Source organism: Variovorax sp. P1_G12, from assembly GCF_056405555.1.
In genome coordinates, this window is sequence record NZ_JBFUBW010000015.1 from 50,913 (window position 1) to 69,185 (window position 18,273).

Annotated in this window: 19 protein-coding genes and 1 riboswitch; of the genes, 4 read left to right on the forward strand and 15 right to left on the reverse strand. The window is 66.7% G+C overall.

Features of this window, described 5'->3' with window-relative positions; all coding sequences use genetic code 11:
- Positions 1–98: 98 nt before the first annotated feature.
- The 4 genes from AC1D2O_RS18440 to AC1D2O_RS18455 all read right to left on the reverse strand — a co-directional run bounded on the left by AC1D2O_RS18440 (position 99) and on the right by AC1D2O_RS18455 (position 3,298).
- Entirely contained in the window at positions 99–686 is a 588-nt protein-coding gene (locus tag AC1D2O_RS18440) for an IMPACT family protein (protein WP_478093717.1), read from the reverse strand.
- 119 nt (positions 687–805) lie between these two features.
- Entirely contained in the window at positions 806–1,390 is a 585-nt protein-coding gene (metW, locus tag AC1D2O_RS18445) for a methionine biosynthesis protein MetW (RefSeq protein WP_478093719.1), read from the reverse strand.
- A gap of 61 nt (positions 1,391–1,451) precedes the next feature.
- Complete coding sequence (gene metX / locus AC1D2O_RS18450; protein ID WP_478093721.1) at positions 1,452–2,615, reverse strand: homoserine O-succinyltransferase MetX; 1,164 nt, start codon at positions 2,613–2,615, stop codon at positions 1,452–1,454.
- Between the two features lie 116 nt (positions 2,616–2,731).
- Positions 2,732–3,298 carry a TMEM165/GDT1 family protein gene (locus tag AC1D2O_RS18455; RefSeq protein WP_478157677.1) on the reverse strand — a complete coding sequence of 189 codons (567 nt, stop codon included), beginning with the start codon at positions 3,296–3,298 and terminating at the stop codon, positions 2,732–2,734.
- Positions 3,299–3,313: 15 nt separating this feature from the next.
- A riboswitch (yybP-ykoY riboswitch) is annotated at positions 3,314–3,490 on the reverse strand.
- Between the two features lie 246 nt (positions 3,491–3,736).
- On the opposite strand from AC1D2O_RS18455, the gene AC1D2O_RS18460 reads away from it, so the two are divergent.
- On the forward strand, positions 3,737–4,270 hold the full coding sequence (locus tag AC1D2O_RS18460; protein ID WP_478157678.1) for an RNA recognition motif domain-containing protein: 534 nt from the start codon (positions 3,737–3,739) through the stop codon (positions 4,268–4,270).
- Positions 4,271–4,462: 192 nt separating this feature from the next.
- On the opposite strand, the gene AC1D2O_RS18465 is transcribed toward AC1D2O_RS18460, so the two are convergent.
- Genes AC1D2O_RS18465 through AC1D2O_RS18480 form a run of 4 tightly spaced genes read right to left on the reverse strand, consistent with a single transcriptional unit; the run spans position 4,463 to position 7,440 of the window.
- Positions 4,463–5,245, reverse strand: coding sequence for an SDR family oxidoreductase (locus tag AC1D2O_RS18465; RefSeq protein WP_478093743.1), 783 nt, complete (start codon positions 5,243–5,245; stop codon positions 4,463–4,465).
- 4 nt (positions 5,246–5,249) lie between these two features.
- A complete protein-coding gene (lptC, locus tag AC1D2O_RS18470; RefSeq protein ID WP_478093741.1) occupies positions 5,250–5,894 on the reverse strand; it encodes an LPS export ABC transporter periplasmic protein LptC in 645 nt (214 codons plus the stop codon).
- Positions 5,891–6,439, reverse strand: coding sequence for a KdsC family phosphatase (locus AC1D2O_RS18475; protein ID WP_478093739.1), 549 nt, complete (start codon positions 6,437–6,439; stop codon positions 5,891–5,893). Before AC1D2O_RS18475 ends, lptC begins: the two co-directional genes overlap by 4 nt.
- The gene (locus AC1D2O_RS18480) at positions 6,439–7,440 is read right to left on the reverse strand and encodes a KpsF/GutQ family sugar-phosphate isomerase (protein WP_478093737.1); all 1,002 of its coding nucleotides are present in this window, start codon (positions 7,438–7,440) and stop codon (positions 6,439–6,441) included. The genes AC1D2O_RS18475 and AC1D2O_RS18480 overlap by 1 nt, the downstream gene beginning before the upstream one ends.
- Positions 7,441–7,529: 89 nt before the next feature.
- Between AC1D2O_RS18480 and AC1D2O_RS18485 the strand changes: the two genes are divergently transcribed.
- Positions 7,530–9,515: a cation:proton antiporter gene (locus tag AC1D2O_RS18485; RefSeq protein ID WP_478157679.1), complete on the forward strand. Its 1,986-nt coding sequence runs from the start codon at positions 7,530–7,532 to the stop codon at positions 9,513–9,515.
- Positions 9,516–9,538: 23 nt separating this feature from the next.
- Here AC1D2O_RS18485 and AC1D2O_RS18490 read toward each other — a convergent pair whose 3' ends face one another.
- The 7 genes from AC1D2O_RS18490 to rpmH form a co-directional block, all read right to left on the reverse strand.
- Positions 9,539–10,432 carry a zinc ribbon domain-containing protein gene (locus AC1D2O_RS18490; RefSeq protein ID WP_478157680.1) on the reverse strand — a complete coding sequence of 298 codons (894 nt, stop codon included), beginning with the start codon at positions 10,430–10,432 and terminating at the stop codon, positions 9,539–9,541.
- 9 nt (positions 10,433–10,441) lie between these two features.
- Positions 10,442–10,909 (reverse strand): Crp/Fnr family transcriptional regulator, encoded by a 468-nt coding sequence (locus AC1D2O_RS18495; RefSeq protein ID WP_478092835.1) that lies wholly within the window; start codon positions 10,907–10,909, stop codon positions 10,442–10,444.
- Positions 10,910–10,993: 84 nt separating this feature from the next.
- A complete protein-coding gene (mnmE, locus tag AC1D2O_RS18500) occupies positions 10,994–12,397 on the reverse strand; it encodes a tRNA uridine-5-carboxymethylaminomethyl(34) synthesis GTPase MnmE (protein ID WP_478092834.1) in 1,404 nt (467 codons plus the stop codon).
- Between the two features lie 62 nt (positions 12,398–12,459).
- Positions 12,460–14,247 carry a membrane protein insertase YidC gene (yidC, locus tag AC1D2O_RS18505; protein ID WP_478092833.1) on the reverse strand — a complete coding sequence of 596 codons (1,788 nt, stop codon included), beginning with the start codon at positions 14,245–14,247 and terminating at the stop codon, positions 12,460–12,462.
- On the reverse strand, positions 14,244–14,534 hold the full coding sequence (yidD, locus tag AC1D2O_RS18510; RefSeq protein WP_478092831.1) for a membrane protein insertion efficiency factor YidD: 291 nt from the start codon (positions 14,532–14,534) through the stop codon (positions 14,244–14,246). The genes yidC and yidD overlap by 4 nt, the downstream gene beginning before the upstream one ends.
- Entirely contained in the window at positions 14,531–14,917 is a 387-nt protein-coding gene (locus AC1D2O_RS18515; RefSeq protein ID WP_478157681.1) for a ribonuclease P protein component, read from the reverse strand. The genes yidD and AC1D2O_RS18515 overlap by 4 nt, the downstream gene beginning before the upstream one ends.
- A 72-nt stretch (positions 14,918–14,989) precedes the next feature.
- Positions 14,990–15,124 carry a 50S ribosomal protein L34 gene (rpmH, locus tag AC1D2O_RS18520; RefSeq protein WP_007834827.1) on the reverse strand — a complete coding sequence of 45 codons (135 nt, stop codon included), beginning with the start codon at positions 15,122–15,124 and terminating at the stop codon, positions 14,990–14,992.
- Between the two features lie 363 nt (positions 15,125–15,487).
- On the opposite strand from rpmH, the gene dnaA reads away from it, so the two are divergent.
- Together dnaA and dnaN are read left to right on the forward strand one after the other, a co-directional pair.
- Positions 15,488–16,867: a chromosomal replication initiator protein DnaA gene (gene dnaA, locus AC1D2O_RS18525; RefSeq protein WP_478087383.1), complete on the forward strand. Its 1,380-nt coding sequence runs from the start codon at positions 15,488–15,490 to the stop codon at positions 16,865–16,867.
- A gap of 269 nt (positions 16,868–17,136) precedes the next feature.
- A complete protein-coding gene (gene dnaN, locus AC1D2O_RS18530; protein ID WP_478157682.1) occupies positions 17,137–18,243 on the forward strand; it encodes a DNA polymerase III subunit beta in 1,107 nt (368 codons plus the stop codon).
- The last annotated feature ends 30 nt before the right edge of the window (positions 18,244–18,273 follow it).

An 18,273-nucleotide genomic window follows, 5' to 3' on the forward strand; every position in this document is an offset into this window, starting at 1 on the left:
CGCAAGAGGCGTAACTGAATAAATCTGGCGGGGGCGCCATTTGCGAACTTTCGCTCTCTCTTTGCAGATCCGGCTGCCATTGTGCCGGGGCGCGGGGCTCAATCTTGCAGCCAGGCGACGCGCCCTTGGGCCGCATCGCCGACCCTGGCGACGAACGCGTCCGCCGCCGGCTCGGGCAGGCTGAAGTCGAAATGGACCATGGTCTCGTGGCGTACCCCGTCGAGCGTGGCACCGACCGCCGCGATCTCGCGCCGCAGCAGGCCCTCGAGCGCATAGGGCACCTCGCAGTGCAGCGAGCGCTGGCGCACCAGGGGCACGAGCGGGGCATCGATCAGCGTCTGGGCGATGCTGTCGGTGTAGGCGCGCACCAGCCCGCCGGCGCCGAGCTTGACGCCGCCGAAATAGCGAACCACCGTCGCCAGCACCCCTTCGAGATCGTGATGCCGGAGCACTTCGAGCATCGGTCGCCCGGCGGTGCCGCCCGGCTCGCCGTCGTCGTTGGCTGCTGACTGTCCGCCCGCCATCAGGGCCCAGCAGACATGCGCCGCCGCGGGGTGCTCGCGCCGCAGCGAATCGACCACCGCCTGCGCAGCGGCGCGGTCGGCCACCGGCTGGACGCAGCCGATGAAGCGGCTCTTCTTGATGATCAGCTCGCTGTGGCGCACAGCGTCGAGAGTGAATGGCATGGCTTCGAAATATGCCCCAGTCCAGGAACACCGCGGAACCGGCTTCGCCGGGCCGCTGGTGTTGCCCCCGGTAGGGGGTGGGCGGGCTACACGAAGTGAGCCCAACCTGGGGGGGAGCCCTACCCTCTCTCGAACTTGAAGACGGCGGTGCTGGCGCGCGCATTGGGCAGCCAGCGCACCTCCTGCCCGTCCTGCAAGCCGAAGGCATCGAGCACGCGCAAGCGGTTCTTGCGTGCCAGCACCTGGAAATCCTTGAAGGTGCCGACGCGGATGTTGGGCGTGTCGTACCACTGGTAGGGCAGCCGGCGCGTCACCGGCATGCGACCGCGCGCGATGCTGATGCGGTTCGGCCAGTGCGCGAAGTTGGGGAAGGCGACGATGCCGATGCGTCCCACGCGCGCGGTCTCGCGCAGCATCACTTCGGCATTGCGCAGATGTTGGAGCGTGTCGATCTGCAGCACCACGTCGAAGGAGGCGTCGTCGAACATCGCGAGCCCTTCGTCGAGGTTGAGCTGGATCACGTCGACGCCGCGCCGCACGCATTGCAGCACGTTGCCGTCGGCGATCTCGACGCCGTAGCCGCTGCAGCCGCGCTCACGCTGCAGCAGGTCGAGCAGCGCGCCGTCACCGCAGCCGAGGTCGAGCACGCGTGCACCTTCGGGAACGAGGCGGGCGATCAGTTTCTGGGTTTCGGTATCGCTCATAGGTCAACCTCCGTGCTGCGCACTGCGGTGCGAGCTCGCTTGGAGCGGTCCGGCGCGGCGCTCATGGGGCTGCGACTCCATTCGGTGCGCTCGCGATGCGATCGAAGTAGGAACGCACCACGCTCATGTAGCGCACGTCGTCGAGCAGGAACGCGTCATGCCCATGGGGGGCGTCGATCTCCGCGTAGCTCACGTTGCGGCGGTTGTCGAGCAGGGCCTTCACGATCTCGCGGCTGCGCGCCGGCGAGAAGCGCCAGTCGGTGCTGAAGCTCACCAACAGGAACTTGGCGCTGGCCTGGGCAAGTGCCGCGCGCAGGTCGCCGCCGAAGGCGCGCGCCGGATCGAAGTAGTCGAGCGCACGGGTGATCAGCAGGTAGGTGTTGGCGTCGAAGTACTCGCTGAACTTGTCGCCGTTGTAGCGCAGATAGCTCTCGATCTGGAACTCCACCTCCTGCGTCGAATAGAGGAACTCGGTGTTCGCGGCGCTGCCCTCGACCGCGCTGCGTAGGGCGCGGCCGAACTTCTCGTTCATCACGTCGTCGCTCTGGTAGGTGATATGGCCGATCATGCGGGCGATGCGCAGGCCGCGCCGCGGAATCACGCCATGCTCGTAGAAGTGGCCGCCATTGAAGTCGGGATCGGTCACGATCGCGCGGCGCGCGACTTCGTTGAACGCGATGTTCTGCGCCGTGAGGCTCGGCGCGCTGGCGACCACCACCGCGTGCTGCACCCGTTCGGGGTACTGGAGCGTCCACGACAGCGCCTGCATGCCGCCGAGGCTGCCGCCCATCACCGCCGCCAGCCGGCCGATGCCGAGCGCATCGAGCAGCGAGGCCTGGGCAGTGACCCAGTCCTCCACCGTCATCACCGGGAAGTCGGCGCCGTAGGCGCGGCCGGTTGCGGGGTTGTCGTGCATCGGTCCGGTGGAGCCGAAGCAGGAGCCCAGGTTGTTGATGCCGATGACGAAGAAGCGGTCGGTGTCGACCGGCTTGCCCGGCCCGATCATGTTGTCCCACCAGCCTTCGGATTTCGGCTGGCCCGCATAGACGCCGGCGACGTGGTGGGACGCATTGAGCGCATGGCAGACCAGCACTGCGTTGCTGCGATCGGCGTTGAGTTGGCCGTAGGTTTCGTAGGCCAGCGTGTAGTGGCTGATCGATGCACCGCTTCGCAAGGCCAGCGGGCCGGCGAACTGCATCGATTGCGGAGTGACGACGAACGACATGATGAAAAAGACCCGGCCTCGCCAAAAACGAGCCGGGTCCGGCATCCGTCTTTAGCTGCATTTGTTAAGCGCCCGCAAGCTGGAGCAAATCGGCGCGTGGCGGAAGTATATGCCGCTCAACTCCAGCCGATCAACGCGACGACACCGAGGACCAGGAAGATGGCGGCGGAGATACCGTGGACGAACTTGATCGGCACGCGCTTGACGATCCGCTCGCCGAGCCAGACGACCGGCGCATTGGCCAGCATCATGCCCAGCGTGGTGCCCATCACCACCCATGCATAGGCGTCCACGTAGCGGGCCGCGAGCATCACGGTGGCGATCTGCGTCTTGTCTCCCATTTCGGCGAGGAAGAAGGCGAGCACCGTGGTGCCGAAAACGCCGAACTGCGATGACTTGGGCACGTCGYCTTCGTCGATCTTGTCGGGAATCAGCATCCACAGCGCCATCGCGATGAAGGAGCCGCCGAGGATCCAACGAAGGACGTCGGCGCCGAGGAAATGGGTGACCCAGTTGCCCACCGCGCCGGCGAGCGCATGGTTCAGCACGGTGGCAGTGAAGATGCCCAGCACGATCGGCCAGGGCTTGCGAAATCGCGCCGCCAGGATGAGGGCGAGCAACTGGGTCTTGTCGCCCATCTCGGCGAGCGCGACCACACCGGTCGCAACGAAAAAAGCTTCCATGAGAAAAAGGGACTCCGACGGCCGAAAGACGCAATTGACCGTGCAACGCCTTCGGCCGAATCCCGAAGTCGCACGGTCAAAGGTCTCGCCAGGCTGCACGCTGCTTGCGCCATGTCCTGCACGGGGCAGGACAAGTCTGTTGACGCAAACCCTTCTCGCGATGGAAGGCGGCTACTCCCCAATGACCCGCAGATTGTAGCGTGTCCGCGAGCATCTATGTATGCAAGCACTCACACCAACGCCGGTCATGGGGTGCGGGGATGAGTGCAAATTCCTACTTGCATTCGACTCATTTCACCCATAATGCACAAGCCTTCCTTCAAAATTCAGGGGGCAAAACGGTGATCGGTCAGTTTCGCGCAACTCGGCGGATGTTCCGTCGGATTGCTGCTCTCGGGACTCCATCGCTTTTCTTGATGTGTTTATAGGAGTCCCTTGATGGGCAACAAACTGTACGTCGGCAACCTGCCTTACTCGGTACGCGACGGTGATCTCGAGCAGGCCTTCGGGCAATTCGGTGCCGTGACGAGCGCCAAAGTCATGATGGAACGCGATACCGGCCGTTCCAAGGGCTTCGGTTTCGTCGAGATGGGCAGCGATGCAGAAGCACAGGCAGCCATCAACGGCATGAACGGCCAACCGCTCGGTGGCCGCAGCGTGGTCGTCAACGAAGCGCGCCCGATGGAAGCCCGTCCGCCCCGCAGCGGCGGGGGCGGCTACGGCGGTGGCGGCGGCGGTTATGGCGGCGGTGGCGGCGGCTACGGTGGTGGTGGCGGCGGTTATGGCGGCGGTGGCGGTGGCCGCAGCGGCGGTGGCGGCGGCTATGGCGGCGGTGGTGGCGGCCGCAGTGGTGGTGGTGGCGGCGATGGCGGCTTCCGCAGTCCCTACGGCGCCGGTCCCCGTGGTGGTGGTGGTGGCGGTGGTGGTCGCGGCGGCTACGGCGGCGGCGGTGGCGGCAACAGCGGCTATTGATCGCGGCGAACGCGACACCCAGCAAGAAGGCTCCCGAGGGAGCCTTTTTTCATGGATGCAACGGATCTGTGGGCCCGGCCGGCGCAGCCAGGCCCGCTGGTGAAACACCGCGGAACCGGCTTCGCCGGGCCGCCGGTGTTGCCCCCGGCAGGGGGTGGGCGGCTACACGCAGTGAGCCAACCTGGGGGCGAGCTATCCCTCCCGGCGCTTGCGGCCGCGGCCCTGGACCACGCGATCGAACAAGGGATTTGGCAGCATCCGCATGAGCTTGGCGACCACGCCCATCTGCCAGGGGATCACGCGGTAGCTGGTGCCGGCCTCGATCGCACGGAAGGCACGGTCGGCGAACGCCTCCGGCGGCAGCAGGAAGGGCATGCCGTAGCGGTTTCCCTGCGTCAGCGGCGTGTCGACATAGCCGGGACACAGCGTGACCACCTTGACGCCGCTGGCGCGCATCTCGCCGCGCAGGCTTTCGCAATAGGCCACCACGCCCGCCTTGCTGGCACAGTAGGCGCCGTGCCCGGGCAACCCGCGGATGGCCGCCACGCTGGCAATGCCCACGAGGCGACCGCTGCCTCGCGCCGCCATGGCGGCGACGAAGGGGTGGAAGGTTCCGGCCAGGCCAAGGTTGTTGGTCGCGAAAGTCCGGGCCATCACATCGAGATCGCCGCGTTCGGCGGTGTCCATGCCGATGCTGATGCCGGCGTTGGCGATCACCACGTCGGGCACACCCTGCTGCGCGATGCAGGCGGTGCCGGCCGCCACGATGCTGTCGACATTCGCCACGTCCGCGCCATAGATCCTGAAACGGGCAGCGTCCAATCCACGTGCTGTCGCCCAGGCCTCGAGTTCCGAGGTGCGCCGCGCCACCAGGGCCAGGCGGTATCCGTCCCGATAGAAGCGCGCCGCCAGCGCCTGGCCGATGCCGCTGGAGGCTCCGGTGACGAACAGCAGGGGATGGGCTGACGCGTCCATGGCGTCAGCGCTTCGGCCCTGGCTGTGCGGCCTGTGCCGGAATCAGGAGACCGCGCACGCGACCGTGCAGATTGGCGACGCCGGTGAGGCTGTCGTAATCCATCGAATCGGCCGTGAAATGGTCCGTTCCGCGCATCAAGGTGACGGGCTGGTTCGACTTGACCCGCTCGGTGTCCAGGAAGGCGTGCAGGAACTCACCGCGAAACTCGAGCCGGGGCAGCAGCGTTCCGTCTTGCGACTTGGCCGCGTCGCGGATGATGATCGCATTGCCGAAGAGCTGGATCTCGCTCCCGTCGCCGTTCGACACGCCGCGATCGGCCGAGCCGTGCGTGACCAGCCCCTCGAGCGAAATGGAGCGCCAGCGCACCTGATCCACCTCGAGGGTGTCGGTGTCCGGGTAGTGCCGCCCCTCTTTGCCGAACACCTCGCTGCGCAGGTCGCCGTTGGGGAGGAAGTTCTTCACCGAGAAGCCGCGCATGAAATAGTCGGGTTCGTGCGTCGGCGCCTCCTTGGGCACGGGCGCGAGGAATTCCGGCGCATTGCGCACCAGCCAGTAGGTACCCAGCGCGAGCACCGCGGCCAGGATGATCGGCAGGTAGATCGTCAGGCGGTCGAAGGCATCGCGCAGAACGCTCCAGGTCGACTTCATTCGGTGAAGCCCCGCGCCTGGTCCAGCAGCCGCCGGTAGTGACCGCCAGCAGTCAGGAGCAGGTCGCAGAATTCGCGCGCCGCGCCTTCGCCGCCGCGCGCCGCGGTCACGTGGCGCGCAATGGCGCGCACCTCGGCATGGGCGTTGGCCGGCGCGGCCGGGAAAGCGACGCGCGAGAGCACCGGCAGGTCGGGCCAGTCGTCGCCGATCGCGGCGGCCTGGGACCAGTCGAAGCCGAGTTGCGCCAGCATGGCCTCGGCGGCCGGCAGCTTGTCCTCGGTGCCGTAGCGCACGTGATCGATGCCCAGCGCCTGCAGGCGCACGCGCAGCGGCTTCGAGTCCCGGCCCGTGATCACGGCCGGTGTGATGCCGGCCGTGCGCAGCAACTTGAGGCCGTAGCCGTCCAGGATGCTGAAGCGCTTGAGCGTTTCGCCATGCTCTGTGAAGTAGACGCCGCCATCGGTCAGCACGCCGTCGATGTCGAAGAAGGCGATGCGGATGTCCTGGGCGGCGAGCAGGGTCTCGGGCTTGAAGTCGATGCCCATCAGATGACTTTCGCGCGCATCAGATCGTTGATGCTGAGCGCGCCGATGAGGACACCTGCGGCGTCGACCACCAGCACGCTCGTGATGCGATGCTGCTCCATCAGATCGGCCGCTTCGGCGGCCAGCGCATCGGCGCGCAGCGTACGAGGACCGGCGTGCATCACGTCGGCCGCCGTGAGGGCGCGCAGGTCGGCGCCGGTCTCGACCTTGCGGCGCAGGTCGCCGTCCGTGAAGATGCCGATCGCGCGGCCGTCGGGTCCGACCACCGCGGTCGCACCAAGCCCCTTGGAACTCATTTCACGCATGATTTCGCTCAGGCTGGCTTCAGGACCGACGCGCGGCACCTCCTCGTCCGAACGCATGACATCGCTGACGTGGGTCAGGAGCTTGCGGCCCAGGGCACCGCCGGGGTGCGAGCGGGCGAAGTCCTCGGTGCCGAAGCCGCGCGCATCGAGCAGCGCCACCGCCAGCGCATCGCCCAGCGCCATCTGCGCGGTGGTGCTCGCGGTCGGCGCCAGGTTGAGCGGGCAGGCTTCCTTCTCGACGCCGCTGTCCAGCACGATGTCGGCATGGCGCGCCAGCGTCGAGTCGCGCCGGCCGGTCATCGCGATCAGGGGTACGCCCTGGCGCTTGACCACCGGCAGGATGGTGGTGAGTTCCTCCACTTCGCCGCTGTTGGAGATGGCCAGCACCAGGTCGACCGCCTTGATCATGCCGAGGTCGCCATGGCTGGCCTCGGCCGGGTGCACGAACATCGCCGGCGTGCCGGTCGAAGCGAGCGTGGCCGCGATCTTGCGGCCGACATGGCCGCTCTTGCCCATGCCCATGACGACCACGCGGCCGCGCACCTCGAGGATCTTCTGCACCGCCGCAGGAAAGGACGGCCCGAGTCGGTCCTTGAGGCCGAGCACCGCCGCCGCTTCGATGTCGAAGGTCGTCCGGGCGCGCGCCAGCAGCGCTTCGGGGTCGGTCACGGGGATCACGGGAGGGCGGGAGCTCATCGGCGGATTTTATCGGCCGGGCATGCCATGGCGGCCGCGAGGACGAATTCGCCCCGGATGCAGGCAAGCGTGTTGCTAGCATGCAGGCCATGTCCTCGCTCGATCTCACGCTGATGTATTTGCTCGCTGCGGTGATCGGCGTGGTGATCTGCCGCTCGCTCAGGCTGCCGCCGATGCTCGGCTATCTGTCGGCCGGCGTCCTGATCGGTCCGCACGCGCTGGCGCTGGCCCAGAACTCGGAAGGCATCCGGCACCTGGGCGAGTTCGGCGTCGTCTTCCTGATGTTCGTGATCGGCCTGGAGTTCAGCCTGCCCAAGCTGCGCGCGATGCGTCTGCATGTCTTCGGCCTCGGGTTGCTGCAGGTGATGCTGACCATCGCGGTCGCCACCGGCGGTGCGTTGCTGATTTCCTCCTGGCTGCCGGCCGCATGGCGGCTGGACTGGCAGGCCGCGCTGGTGTTCTCGGGCGCGCTCACGATGAGCAGCACGGCGATCGTGGTCAAGCTGATGGCCGAGCGCCTCGAAATCGACAGCGAGCACGGCAAGCGCGTGATGGGCGTGCTGCTGTTCCAGGATCTCGCGGTGGTGCCGCTGCTGGTGCTGATCCCCGCGTTGGGCGCACCGCCGGAAGCGCTGCTGAAGGCGCTTGGCCTGGCACTGCTGAAGGCCGGCTTCCTGATCGCCGTGCTGATGTATGGCGGCCCGCGCGTGATGCGCTGGTGGCTCACGCTGGTGGCGCGCCGGCGCAGCGAGGAGCTCTTCATGCTCAACCTGCTGCTGATCACACTGGGCCTGGCCTGGCTGACCGAGCTCGCCGGCCTGAGCCTGGCGCTGGGCGCCTTCGTGGCCGGCATGCTGGTGTCGGAAACCGAATTCAAGCACCAGGTCGAAACCGACATCCGGCCCTTTCACGACGTGCTGCTGGGCCTTTTCTTCATCACCATCGGGATGTCGCTCGACTGGCACGTGGTGGTCGAGCGCTGGGCGCTGGTCGCAGCGTTGCTGCTGCTGCCGCTGGCCTTCAAGCTGGCGCTGGTGACGGCGCTGGCGCGCGGGCTCGGCGCCACCGCCGGCGTGTCGCTGCGCACCGGCCTCTACCTGGCGCAGGCCGGTGAGTTCGGCTTCGTGCTGCTGGCGCTGGCCCAGGGCCAGGACCTGCTGCCGGCCTGGCTGGCGAACCCGGTGCTGGCCTCGATGGTGCTGTCGATGCTGTCGACGCCCTTCATCATCATGTACAGCAACAGCATCGTGCGCAAACTGGTTGCCAGCGACTGGCTGCAGCAGTCGCTGCAGATGACCACGATCGCTCGCAAGACCATCAACACGGCGCGCCATGTGATCATCTGCGGCTACGGGCGCTGCGGCCAGAACCTGGCGCGAGTGCTGGAGCGCGAAGGCATTCCGTATCTGGCGCTGGACCTGGACCCGGACCGCGTGCGCCAGGCGGCGGCGGCCGGCGATTCGGTGGTGTTCGGCGATGCCTCGCGCATGCAGGCGCTGATGGCGGCCGGCCTGGCGCGGGCCAGCGCGCTGGTCGTGACCTACCAGGACGTGCCGGGTGCGCTCAAGGTGCTGGCCAATGCCCGCGCCCATGCACCGCAGGTGCCGGTGATCGTGCGCACGCAGGATGATCGCGATCTCGAGAAGCTGCAGGCGGCGGGCGCCACCGAGGTGGTGCCGGAGGCGATCGAGGGCTCGCTGATGCTCGCGAGCCATGCGCTGGCGCTGGTCGGGGTGCCGATGCGGCGCGTGATCCGCGTGGTTCAGGATCAGCGCGACGCCCGCTACAACCTGCTGCGCGGCTACTTCCACGGCGCCGACGACGACACCGCGGACGAGGTCGACCACGAGCGGCTCAACAGCTTCACGTTGACGACCGGCGCCCGCGCCATCGGCCAGCCGCTCGCGCGGCTGGCGCTGGCGGGGTTGGGGGTGCGGGTCGCGAGCCTGCGGCGGCGCGACGGCAAGGCCGCCGATGCCGACGACGATACGGTGCTGGCCGACGGCGACACCCTGGTGCTGTCAGGCAAGCCTGGCGCGCTGGCGGTAGCGATCGACAAGCTGCAAAAGGGCTGAAGTCGACCGGCTCGGCCGGGCTCTCAGTTCAGCAGCGTCGGATTGCGTCTTTCTTCCTCGATCCGCTGCTGCCGCCGCACCGCTTCGCACTGGGCGTCCGACTTGAGTTCCGGCTTGGCGCACTGTGCGGCCAGGCATTGGGCGCGCGCAAAGAAATTCAGGCCCGCGCATTGCGACTGCGGGCTGGGTGGCGTCGCCAGCGGCGGCGGCGCCGGTTCTTCGGGCGCCGCCGCCGGCAGCGCGGCGACGGGCGCGGGTGCCGGTGCCGGCTTGCGAGTCTTCGGCGCCAGAGGCGGCACCGGCTTCTTCGGGGCGGCCGGCGGCGTCATGGCTGGTTCGGGCTGGGCGCTGGTCGTGGGCACGGATGCGGGCATGGGCGCCGCGGGGGCGGGGGCGGGTGCCGGGGTTGACGTCGGGGTCGGGGTCGGGACCGATGGTTCGTCCTGCGGCGGCGTCGCGAGGGGCACCGGGGGCTCCGCAAGTACAGGCGCCGACGGCGTCGGAGGGGGAGCCGCCAGGGCCGGCACAGGCGGTATCGCAGGGCCTGGCGGCTCGGAGAAGAACCAGGCGGCGATCGCGACCGGCCCGGCAACGATCAGCAGGCCGATCACCGCTGAGCGCCACGGGTTCGGGCGCTCGGCGTCGGTGCTTCGGATCGAGCTTTTTGGCTTGGCCGGCTCGACGCGACGCAGGGATGCCGCTGCAGGTGCCGGAACCGATCGGCGCGGGTCTGGCGCTGGTGGCGGCGGCAGGTTCGAGTGCATCGGCATGCGCTGTGGGGCGTGCCGCTCCTCGCCGCTGCCGGTCACGGCCGCAGGCCGCACCGGCGTCGGCGAATCCAGCCTCTTGCCGCAACCCTTGCAGAACTTGGCGCCGTCACGGTTGTCCGTGTGGCAATTCCCGCATGCCTGGGTCATCGGCGGGCTTCAGGTCACGGCCACCCGCTTGGGCTTGTTCACCATCCGCCTGGCGATGACCGCGCCGAGCCCCAGCGTGATTTCGAGGGCGAGATCGGGTTGGCGGTTCGACAGTTCGGCGAAGCGGATCGCCGTGAGCCGCCAGACGCGCGCCGCGCCCGTGGCGACCACATTGGCCGATCGGGGCGCGCGCGAAAAGAAGGACCCTTCGCCCACCACGGAGCCCGGATTCAGGATCGCGAGCTGCATCTGGCCCTTGTCGCCGATCAGGTGCACGCTGAGCGCGCCGCTTTCGATGAAGAAGACCGTGCGGTCGATCGTGCCCTGATCGATCAGCACCTGGCCGGCCGCGAGGTCGAAGGCTTGCAGATAGCCCCCCAAGGTTTCCCATTGGTGAGCATTCAGCGCCGGAGCGAAGGCGTCGTAGCTGGTGTTCTGCGCGATGGCGCGGCAAAGATCCTGAATGCTGGATGACATCGATGTATACCCTGCTGTGCGTCGGAAGTATCCGCGAAACCTCAAATGCGTGGTGACAGATGTCACACAAACTCACACTTCCAGTTACTTGCCGATGCAAAAACGGGAAAAGATCACGCCCAGCAGATCGTCGGCGCCGAATTCGCCGGTGATCTCGTTCAGCGCGTTCTGCGCCAGCCGGAGTTCTTCGGCCAGCAGATCCAGGAACTGCGCCTGCGCCGCCAGATGGCCGGACGCCAGGGCGATGTGCTCCTCGACGCGCGAAAGCGCCTGCACGTGGCGGGCCCGCGCGAGGTAGACGCCCTCGGGCACCGCTTGCCAACCCGCCACTTCGAGCAGGCGGCGCCGCAGGGTTTCGATGCCGGCGCCGGTTCGTGCGGACAGGCTGACACCGGTGGCCGACAGTGCGCTCGGCGCCGACGCGACGGCGTCCAGCTTGCTCCAGACATCGATCACCGGCACGCTGCCGGGCAGCCGGCTCGCGATCTGCGCATCGGCCAGCGCGTACGCGGGAGACGTGCTTCGCGTCAGGTCGTGCAGGAACAGCACGGCATCGGCGCCTTCGATCTGGCCCCAGGCGCGCGCGATGCCGATCTGCTCGACCTCGTCGGTGCTGTCGCGCAGGCCGGCGGTATCGATCACATGCAGCGGCACGCCCTGGATCTGGATGGTCTGCGACACCACGTCGCGGGTGGTGCCTGCGACCGCGCTGACGATCGCCAGTTCGGCCCCGGCGAGCGCATTGAGCAGTGAGCTCTTGCCGGCATTGGGCTGGCCCGCGATCACGACCTTGATGCCCTCGCGCAGCAGGGCGCCCTGGCGGGCACGCTGCTGGACCGCCGCCAGCTGAACCTGCAGCGCAGCCAACTGGCCCTGGGCGTCGGCCTCCTGGAGAAAATCGATCTCTTCGTCGGGAAAATCGAGCGTGGCCTCGACCAGCATGCGCAGCCGCACCAGCGCCTCGAGCAGCGTGTGGATTTCCTCCGAGAAGGCGCCCGACAGCGACCGGCTGGCGCTGCGTGCGGCAGCCTCGGTGCTGGCGTCGATCAGGTCGGCGATCGCCTCGGCCTGCGCCAGGTCGATCTTGCCGTTGAGGAAGGCGCGCTGACTGAACTCGCCCGGCTCGGCCACGCGCAGTCCGGCCAGGCGCGGCCGGCCGGACGCCGGATCGGTTTCAGCCGCGGCCGCGAGGCAACGGGCGACCAGCAGCTGCAGCACCACCATGCCGCCGTGGGCCTGGAGTTCGAACACGTCTTCCCCGGTGAAGGAGTGTGGCGCCGGAAAGTGCAGGGCCAGGCCGCGGTCGATCGCGGAACCGTCGACGTCGCGAAAGGGCAGGTAGGTCGCTTCGCGCGGTTTCAGGTCCCGGCCGCAGAGCGCGGCGACCAGGGGCGCCAGTTCCCGCCCGGAAACGCGAACGATCCCGACCGAGCCGCGGCCTGGGGCGGTGGCGATGGCGACGATGGGATCGGCGGTGCGCGAGAGCATGGGAACGATTCTTCCAGCAAAAAGGGCCGCTTTCGCGGCCCTCGGGTCGGGGATGCCGAAGCCTACTTGCCCGGCTTCGCCAGCTTCGGCGCCTTGGACGCCTTCGACGGATTGCCCAGCACGCCGAGGCGCTTGTTGATGAACCACTGCTGCGCGATCGAAAGCACGTTGTTGGTGATCCAGTAGAGCACCAGGCCGGCCGGGAAGAAGATGAACATCACGCTGAAGGCCAGCGGCATGATCCACATCAGCTTGGCCTGCATCGGGTCCGGCGGCGTCGGGTTGAGCCAGGTCTGGAACAGCGAGGTGGCGGTCATCACCACCGGCAGGATGAACCAGGGGTCCGGTGCCGACAGGTCATGGATCCAGAGAATCCACGGCGCATGGCGCATCTCGACCGACGACAGCAGCACCCAGTAGAGCGCGATGAACACCGGGATCTGGATCACGATCGGGAAGCAGCCGCCCATCGGGTTGACCTTTTCCTCGCGGTAGATGCGCATCATCTCCTGCTGCATCTCCTGCGGCTTGTCCTTCAGCCGCTCGCGCATCTCCATGATCTTCGGATTGATGGCCTTCATCTTGGCCATGCTCGCGTAGGCCTTGGCGTTGAGCCAGTAGAAGGCCGCCTTCAGCAGCACCACCAGCGCGACGATCGACCAGCCCCAGTTGCCGAGGATGCCGTGCAGCTGGTTCAGCAGCCAGTAGAGCGGCTTGGAAATGATCGCGAAGATGCCGTAGTCCTTGACCAGGTCGAGGCCGGGCGCGATCGCCTCGAGCTTCTTTTCTTCTTCGGGGCCGGCGAACAGGTTGCTGTCGATGGTCTGCGCCGCGCCTGGCGCGAGCTGGGGCACCTGCAGCACCATGGCGACCGAAAACAGGTTGTTGCCGAGGTCGGCGACGCGGAATTCGCGCTTGATGGCGTCGCTGCCCGGCACGTTCAGCAGCCAGGCCGAGACGAAATAGTGCTGCACCATCGCCACCCAGCCGTCGTTGGCGGGGGCCGGTAACTCGACCTTGCCCTTGGTGATGGCGCTGAAGTCGATCTTCTGGAACTTCTTCTGCTCGGTGTAGATGGCCGGGCCGGTGAAGGTGTTGGTGCCGAACATGGTGCCGGCCGCCACCGTGCCATGGCGCGTGAACTGCAGGTAGAGCTGCGCATCGCGCGGCTTGTCGCTGACGTTGACGATCTGGTGCTTGACGCGGATCGAGTAGTCGCCACGCTGGAACACGTAGGTCTTGACGTACTTGAGGCCGCCCACGGGCTGCGACTCGAAGGCCACTTCGAGCGTGTTCTGGCCTGCGGCCAGCTCGCGCGGACCGGGGCGCGCCGTCATCAGGCTCAGGTGATTCGGGAAGCGGTCGCCGGTGTCCACCGTGTTCAAGAGGCCGGTCTGGGCCACGTAGCGGGTGGCGGGCGAACCGTTCTCCATCAGCATCACGGGCCGGACCTCGTTCTGCGGCACCGGCAGGCCGACCAGGCGGCGGAACCACTCGACCAGGCCGCCGTGGTTGGTCTGGTCGAGGAACTGCAGCAGCTGCAGTTCGGACAGCGTGCCGCCCTCACCGTCAATGGTCGCCTTGAAGACATCGGTGGAGACCGTGACCTTCTCGCCGATGGCGGGCGCTGAGCCCTGGACCGGCACCGCGCCGGCCGCCGGTGCGGCCGCGGCCGGGACGCCGTTGGCATTCGCGGCGGCCGGCGTCGCCGACGGATCGGCAGGGGCGGCGGTCTTGGTCGAGGGCAGGAACGTCGGCTTGTGTCCGTTGTAGACCTGCCATTGGTCCCACAGCAGCACCAGCGAGAAACCAAAAATCACCCACAGGATGGTGCGGCGGATATCGTTCATGAAGAAGACTTCTTGTCGTCGGAAGAGAGAAAGGCGAACAGCGACCCACGCCTGGGCGTCGGTCGCTGTGCCTTCGGGGGAACCGGATCGTGGCCACCTTGGCACCAGGGCTGGCAGCGGGCGATGCGGTGCAGCGTGAGGTAGCTGCCCTTGACCGCACCGTGCTGCTCGAGGGCGCCGATGGCATAGATGGAGCAGGTCGGCTCGAAGCGGCAGGACTGGCCGAGCCACGGGCTCAGCAGCAGCCGATAGCCCTTGACGAGACCGATCAGGAGGCGCCGCATCATGCGCGCGCCGTCGCGGCCCGCTCCAGCAGTTGCTGGAGTTCGGCCCGGACGGCGGCCTTGAGCTTGTCGGATGCCGCGCTGACGAATTTCTGGCGATCGAAGGCTGCGCGCAGGCGCACCACGTGCGCCGCGCGCGGCAGCGATTCAGCGACGGCAGCGCTCACGGTGTAGATCTGGCGTTTGATCGCGTTGCGGGTGACCGCGCGGCGGGCCCAGCGCTTGGGAACCATCGCGCCGAGCCATACGTCCTCGATGGCGAACAGCGGCTCGACCCCGTCCGGCGCGGCGAGCGCGCAGCGGTGCAGTGCGAAGTGGGCTGTGCGCGCCACGGTGGCACCTGCGAGGACGGCCTGGAACTGCGCGCGGGTCTTGAGCCGCTGCATGGAAGCCAACCGCGGGACGCCGTCGGACGGTGAGGGCGGCAGCGGGTCGACTGGCAACGGTGCCGGCGCGCCTTAGACGGCCAGGCGCTTGCGGCCCTTGGCGCGGCGTGCGTTGATCACGGCGCGGCCACCGCGGGTCTTCATGCGGACCAGGAAACCGTGGGTACGGGCGCGGCGGACTTTGGAAGCTTGATAAGTGCGTTTCATGATGATTTTCCTGATTCACCGGCAAGGCCGGCGTGTGAGCCTCCGGGTCCCGAAGGCCGTCGGCGCGATTCCTAAGTTTCTTAATTAGTCCTTGGCCGGAGAGGCCCCTGAGGCCCCCCCTGAGGCCCCCAGATACACGGACATACCCCGAAACACACAAAGAGGTTTTGAGGGAAACCCGCGATTATCGCAAAGTTTCGTCCGCGCCACAATCACCGGCGCCGATCCGGGCCTCTTCGACGACCGCCGAAACGGTGTGGATAAGGTTTTGACAAGTTAGAATCGACGGCGCATCGCGGGTGCGACTATCCACAATATCAAGACGAGAGATGGCTGAGGGACAAACCACTTTTCAGAGCACCCATGCCGAGTGACGGCATCGGCGACAGCCTCTGGCAGGCCTGTGTCGACCAGCTCGCACAGGAGCTGTCCGAACAGCAATTCAACACCTGGATCAAGCCACTGACCGCACGGGTCGCGGACGATCTTTCGCGGGTCACGATCTTCGTGGCCAACCGCTTCAAACTCGACTGGATCCGGGCCCAGTACGCCGGCAAGATCGCCGCCATGGCGGAGAAGCTCTACGGTCAGCCTGTGATTATCGAGTTAGCGCTCGCTCCTCGGGAAATCGTTGTCAGGCCTGTATCGATGGCCGTGATTTCCGAAACCGACGTGCCGCGCGACCTGCCCGCGCCGGGCGAGGATCCGGCGGCTGCGGCTTTCAAGAACCGGCTGAACTCCGGCCTTACTTTCGACACCCTGGTGGAAGGCACGGCGAACCGCATGGCGCGCGCCGCCGCCATGCACGTGGCCGGCATGCCGGGCCACCTCTACAACCCGCTTTTCATCTATGGCGGCGTCGGCCTGGGCAAGACCCACCTGATGCACGCGGTGGGTAACCGCTTGCTCGCCGACCGGCCGGACTCCAAAGTTCTCTACATCCATGCGGAGCAATTCGTTTCGGATGTGGTCAAAGCCTATCAGCGCAAGACTTTCGACGAGTTCAAGGAGCGCTACCACTCGCTCGATCTGCTGCTGATCGACGACGTCCAGTTCTTCGCCAACAAGGATCGGACGCAGGAAGAGTTCTTCAACGCCTTCGAAGCCTTGCTGGCCAAGAAGTCGCACATCGTGATGACCAGCGACACCTATCCCAAGGGTCTGGCGGATATTCACGAGCGGCTGGTTTCGCGCTTCGATTCGGGTCTGACAGTCGCGATCGAGCCGCCCGAGCTCGAGATGCGCGTCGCGATCCTGATCAACAAGGCGCGTGCCGAGAGCGCCGAGATGCCTGAAGAGGTGGCCTTCTTCGTTGCCAAGAACGTGCGCTCCAACGTGCGTGAGCTCGAAGGCGCGCTGCGCAAGATCCTGGCCTACTCGCGCTTCAACCAGAAAGAGATCTCGATCGCGCTGGCGCGGGAGGCGCTGCGCGACCTGCTGTCGATCCAGAACCGGCAGATCTCGGTCGAGAACATCCAGAAGACGGTGGCCGACTACTACAAGATCAAGGTCGCCGACATGTACTCGAAGAAGCGGCCGGCCTCGATCGCCCGGCCGCGCCAGATCGCGATGTACCTGGCCAAGGAACTCACGCAGAAAAGCCTGCCCGAGATCGGCGAGCTGTTCGGTGGCCGCGACCACACGACGGTGCTGCACGCGGTGCGCAAGATCTCGGGCGAGCGCCAGCAGCTCACCGAGCTCAACCAGCAGTTGCACGTGCTGGAACAAACCCTCAAAGGCTGACCGGTGAGCGCCCTGTACAGAAGCGCTGCGGCCTGTCAAAGGACAACTCTGTGGACAGTTCCGGTGCAAAAAGGCACTTGTCCACAGGCTGGAGATACGGCCCGAAGTTGTGCGCTTTGGCGCGACAGCAAAAAAGCACGGCTGCGCACAGCCGGCCGGCTGCCGCAAGTGCCTGTCACGAAAGCGGAAAATGCTCCTGTCCACAGCGCAGCGCGTCCCTTATCTACTACTACTAATTTGAATTAAAGAAATAAAGAAGAGGTAAGACAATGATCGTTTTGAAGGCTACACAAGACAAAGTCCTCGCGGCGCTGCAATCGGTGGCGGGGATCGTGGAGCGGCGCCACACGCTGCCCATCCTGGCCAACGTGCTGATCCGCAAGACCGGCGGCCAGATCCAGCTGACCACCAGCGACCTCGAGATCCAGATCCGGACCCAGGCCGAGCTTGGCGGCGACGAGGGCAACTTCACGACCACCATCGGCGCGCGCAAGCTGATCGACATCCTGCGCACCATGCCGGCCGACCAGACCGTGAGCCTCGAATCCAGCGCCAGCAAGCTGGTGCTCAAGGGCGGCAAGAGCCGTTTCACGCTGCAGTCGCTGCCGGCCGAGGACTTTCCGCTGGTCCAGGAAGCGGCCAATTTCGGCCCGGTCTTCAGCGTGCCGCAAAAGACGCTCAAGGACCTGCTCGGCCAGGTGTCGTTCGCGATGGCGGTGCATGACATCCGCTACTACCTCAACGGCATCCTGTTCGTCGCCGAGGGCAAGCAGCTGAGCCTGGTGGCGACCGACGGCCACCGGCTGGCCTTCGCCTCGGCCATGCTCGACGTCGAAGTGCCGCGCCAGGAAGTGATCCTGCCGCGCAAGACCGTGCTTGAGATGCAGCGCCTCTTGTCCGACGCCGAAGGCGCGATCGAGATGCAGTTCGCGAACAACCAGGCCAAGTTCAGCTTCGGCGGCATGGAATTCGTCACCAAGCTGGTCGAGGGCAAGTTCCCCGACTACAACCGCGTGATTCCGAAGACCCACAAGAACACGGTCACGCTGGGCCGCGCGCCGCTGCTGGCCAGCCTGCAGCGCACCGCGATCCTGACCAGCGAGAAGTTCAAGGGCGTGCGGCTCAACATCGAGCCCGGCACCCTGCGCATTGCCTCGAACAACGCCGAGCAGGAAGAGGCGCAGGACGAGCTCGACATCGACTACGGCGGCGACACGATCGAGATCGGCTTCAACGTCACCTACCTGATCGATGCGCTGGCCAACATGAGCCAGGACATGGTGAAGCTGGACCTGGCCGACTCCAACAGCTCGGTGCTGATGACGATTCCCGAGAATGCGTCGTTCAAGTACGTCGTCATGCCAATGAGGATTTAGCACACCCCCAGGTTGGCTCACTTCGTGTAG